This window comes from Roseisolibacter agri (assembly GCF_030159095.1).
GTDB lineage: Bacteria > Gemmatimonadota > Gemmatimonadetes > Gemmatimonadales > Gemmatimonadaceae > Roseisolibacter > Roseisolibacter agri.
Genome location: NZ_BRXS01000015.1, coordinates 1 through 2,902 on the forward strand (window position 1 = coordinate 1; position 2,902 = coordinate 2,902).

Genomic DNA, 2,902 nt, shown 5'->3' on the forward strand with positions numbered 1-2,902 from the left:
AGGGCGAGCCGCAGGGCGAGCCGCAGGGCGAGCCGCAGGGCGAGCCGCAGGGCGAGCCGCAGGGCGAGCCGCAGGGCGAGCCGCAGGGCGAGCCGCAGGGCGAGCCGCAGGGCGAGCCGCAGGGCGAGCCGCAGGGCGACGCCGTGGAGTCGGCCGACCTCGGCCAGCCCGTCGGGCCTCGCCGTCCGCGGCCGCACCAGCCCAGCCCCCGGCCCGCTCCGCACGACCTTCGGCGCCGCCGCCCCCCGCGCGGCCGCGGCGCCGAGGGCGCGCCCCCGCGTGGCCGCCTCCGACTGGGGCCCGCCACTCGCCGGACTCCTCGCCGGAGCGGCCGCCGCGACGTCTCCGGCCAGCATCCCGCCAGCGCCGACTGCTCACGTTCGCGCACCGATGCTGGCTCTGTTCCGTTCGAGCGTTGGTGGGGGCCCGGCGGGAGTGGTATGTTGCCTGGGGCGAGCTGGTCTGCTCGCTCGACCGACCCTCACGGCGCGACCCTGCCTCACCCCTCAATGTCGCCACGCGATCCAAACCCCGACTTCGACGCAGTCCTTACCGAAGCCCGAGCGCTGCAGGCGCAGCTCCCCTGGCTCCGGTTGGTCTGCGTCGGCGGCACGGCGGCGGCACTGCATGCCGGGCACCGGTACAGCACCGACTCCGACCATGTGGGGGAGCAGGTCCGTGAGCAGTTCGAGGAGGTGCGGGTCGCGCTGACCGACTGGGAGGGGTGGAAGACGCGCCGCGTCCGTCACCCGGTCGCGATCCTCGGCGAGCGTCATGGCATTCAACTCGGAGTGCGGCAGCAGCGCCGCCGCTTCCCGCTCGACACCACACAGGTGCACGACTTGTGGGTGCCGACCGCCGACGAGACGCTCCGAATCAAGGCGTGGATGATCGCGGACCGGGGCGCGACACGTGACTTCCTCGACGTCGCGGCCCTCGGCGACCTGCTCGGTCCGGACCGTGCGGCCGCGGCACTCACGTCGTTGAGCGACCTGTATGATCCCGTCGGCACGGAGACCGCGACGATGCGCTTCGCGCAAGCAGCAATGGGCCGCCCTGTGGACGAGCAGGACGTCGACCTCCGCGCGTATCGGGGGCTGGTGGCGCCCTATCAAGACGTGGAGTACGTGGTTCGACGCGTGCGGGAGCTGGCGGTCCCGGCCCTCGAGCGAGAGCTCGGCGGCCTGGGTCGGGCGACGGCTGGGGCCCCGGCACCGCCGGCGCCCCCGCAGACGAAGTCGCGCGACCAGGGCGGCCCCCGGAGGACGTGATGAGCGACCAGATGACAACGGCAGCCACCGCGGGGGCGCGTCCTCCCCGGCCTGGTCGGATCACCGTGGAGGAGAGTTTCCTCGACCTGATCGACCAGGTCGCATACGGCGACCTTGAGACCTGGCGGAAGCTCTACGCGGCCGCCCAGGCAGACCCCGCATTTCGACAGGCGGTGGCACGCGCTGCGGGACTGGTCGACCCCGACTTCGCAAACGCCGGACACCTCTGGCGCGCGTTGGTCGAGCGCATGCCACCCGTGCAGACGCGCCCCCGCTGGGCTGCGACCGCCGAGGCCGCCGGCGAGCCCGTATGCACCGGCCCCACCAGCGGCGTAGCGCGGCGCGGGCGCTAGCGCGCGCCGCGGACGCCGCCGAGGGCGACGCCGCAGTTCGGGCAGCAGCCGGCGGCGGCCAGCTCCGTGGCGTTGCCGACAAGCACCCGTCGGGCGGCCCGGGGCGCGAGCCGCAACTCACGCTCATGGATGACGTGCCAGGCGAGGTAGCGGTGCAGGTACCTCGTCGCCACGCCGCGGAACGGCGCGAGCCACTGCTTGAGCCGCCCCTGGTAGCTGTTGACCGACTGCACGTGGTAGATGCCGCGCGTCCGCTCCCCTCGGGCGGCCACGAGCGCGACGTGCTTCCGCACGCCGACCGCTTGGGCGGCCGCCTTGAGGGCGCTCGATCCGTCGGTGCAGAGCGTGCTGGTCGAGTCCACGAGGCCCCGCAGCGCGGCCGCCAGGGCCTCGGTGGTGGCGGTCCCTGGGAGCACGACCGCCCGCGTCTCGCCGGAGCGGCTCCGGGCGATCAGCACGGCCACCTTGTCCTTCCCGAGCCCGCGGGGGTTGCCCGCGGGGGTTGCCCGCGGGGGTTGCCCGCGGGGGTTGCCCGCGGGGGTTGCCCGCGGGGGTTGCCCGCCGCCGTGCCGCGCGTCCGCTGCTGCCGTCCGACGGGCTTCGACCGCTTGAAGTTCCGGCGGAAGAACGTCTCATCGGCCTCGACGATCCCCGAGAGCGGCGGCTTGGCGGGCGCGAGCTGCGCCATGACGCGGTGCCGCCACCGCCAGACGGTCTTGTGGTCCACGTCGAGGAGCGCGGCCGCCCGCCGGCACGAGAGCGCCTGGCGCATGGCCTCCGCGTACTGCTCCCACCGAGCGGGGAGCCGGGTGCCGGCCATCGCGGTGCCGGTCAGGTCGTTGAACGTGCGCCGGCAGGCGAGGCAGCGGTAGCGCTGCCCCCCTGACCGCTCGCGTCCCCACCGCTGGACCTCGTGCGCCCGGCATCGCGGGCAGGCGAGACCGTCGTGGCAACGCCGCTCGCGGGCGGCCGAGGTCGAGAGCATGGCGCGGGACCTAGCCCCGACCCGGTGTCGCGCAACCCGTGACCAACGCTGAACAGGAACAGAGCCTTAAGGTTGCCCGATGACAGTGCCCAGGCGAGGCTCGGAGGGGGCCAGGGGGGCGAGCGCCGCCTCGTCCCCGCGCGCCGCCGGCGCCCGGCGCACCGCTCACGCCGTCCCGCGGGCGATGACCGCTGGGCGATGACCGCTGGGCGATGACCGCTGGGCGATGACCGCCCGGGGCTCCGGTCTCGGGCTCGCCGCGAACTCGGGGCGACGGGCGTCCTCCCCGAGCA

The 2,902-nt window shown here is 74.9% G+C and carries 4 protein-coding genes and 1 pseudogene; 2 read left to right on the plus strand and 3 right to left on the minus strand.

What is annotated here, in order from left to right:
* Nucleotides 1–197: hypothetical protein (locus tag rosag_RS25300; RefSeq protein ID WP_284352982.1), on the minus strand; the 197-nt coding region annotated here is incomplete at its 3' end.
* Between the two features lie 312 nt (nucleotides 198–509).
* Between rosag_RS25300 and rosag_RS25305 the strand changes: the two genes are divergently transcribed.
* Together rosag_RS25305 and rosag_RS25310 are read left to right on the plus strand one after the other, a co-directional pair.
* The gene (locus rosag_RS25305; protein ID WP_284352983.1) at nucleotides 510–1,271 is read left to right on the plus strand and encodes a hypothetical protein; all 762 of its coding nucleotides are present in this window, start codon (nucleotides 510–512) and stop codon (nucleotides 1,269–1,271) included.
* Nucleotides 1,271–1,624: a hypothetical protein gene (locus rosag_RS25310; protein WP_284352984.1), complete on the plus strand. Its 354-nt coding sequence runs from the start codon at nucleotides 1,271–1,273 to the stop codon at nucleotides 1,622–1,624. The genes rosag_RS25305 and rosag_RS25310 overlap by 1 nt, the downstream gene beginning before the upstream one ends.
* Here rosag_RS25310 and rosag_RS25315 read toward each other — a convergent pair.
* Both rosag_RS25315 and rosag_RS25485 read right to left on the minus strand, forming a co-directional pair.
* Nucleotides 1,621–2,115, minus strand: a pseudogene (locus tag rosag_RS25315) (IS1595 family transposase); the annotation flags it as partial. The gene rosag_RS25310 and the pseudogene rosag_RS25315 sit on opposite strands and share 4 nt — an antisense overlap.
* Complete coding sequence (locus rosag_RS25485; RefSeq protein ID WP_425607539.1) at nucleotides 2,076–2,609, minus strand: IS1/IS1595 family N-terminal zinc-binding domain-containing protein; 534 nt, start codon at nucleotides 2,607–2,609, stop codon at nucleotides 2,076–2,078. The gene rosag_RS25485 and the pseudogene rosag_RS25315, both read right to left, overlap by 40 nt.
* Between the last annotated feature and the right edge of the window lie 293 nt (nucleotides 2,610–2,902).